1 protein-coding gene is annotated in these 928 nt (G+C 38.1%); it reads left to right on the top strand.

Annotated elements, in window-relative coordinates:
- Positions 1–148 precede the first annotated feature (148 nt).
- The coding region (locus AC1DUA_RS39180; protein WP_477504813.1) for a phosphotransferase at positions 149–928 on the top strand (780 nt) is incomplete at its 3' end.

The raw sequence follows: 928 nt of genomic DNA, 5'->3' as shown, positions 1-928 counted from the left end.
GTACCTTGGTAGCGTAAAACGATAACTCAGTTAGCACATAACAAAAAGAGGCAGCCCTTCAATCGGCTGACTTTTCCGCGTGCTTATGAGCAGTTTCCTTCCAATTTGTGCTAACATATATTTCAGAGATGAAAGGAGAGTGAAAAGTTTGGAGGTTAACTATAGTATTGATAATAGTGAGCTTATCATGAACCTTGATAAAGAGTACGGGCTACAAATTGAAAGTGTTCACTTTATTCCTCTGGGGGACTCAGCGTACTCTTATAGGATGAATTGTGCGAATGGAGAACGATATTATCTCAAATTATTTGACCATCAAAATGACGGGCAAAGAAGAAGTATTGAGCGCCTACGGTTTTACTTACCGTTAACTTGGCAGATGTATCATCAAGGACTTTTTCGAAACCTCACATATCCAATCATAAATCGGAATGGCGATTTTGTAACAACATTTAATAATATCACAGTGGTACTATTTAACTTTATTGAAGGGGAGACATTGGCAGAAGCCTATCCTTTCTCAAAGGAGATTCTTGAAGGCATCGCTAAATCAGTTGCTGCAATACAGCTGATTACACCTTTTATAGATAAGACAACGCTCTTGGCAGAAACATTTGATATTTCTTTTGAGTCTGACCTTGAAAAGTGCATTTCAATGATTGAGTGCACACTAACGTTTCACAATCCTATTAAACAGGCATTACGTCAGGTTCTTTTGACAAAGAAAGAGCGAATATTCGACTTATTGAATCTTGTGCGCAAACTTCACGGTATATCCATAGCAGATACTAAAGAGAAAGTATTGTGCCACGGCGATATTTGGGGAGGCAATTTGATTCGTCATGAAAATGAGTTGTACTTTATCGATTGGGAATCAGTAATTTTAGCGCCTCCAGAACTTAATTTCGTTAACTATATCGGTGAGGAG

The sequence above is a fragment of the Paenibacillus sp. 01T422 genome (genome assembly GCF_056398785.1).
This window is presented reverse-complemented; position numbering and strand designations above follow the sequence as displayed.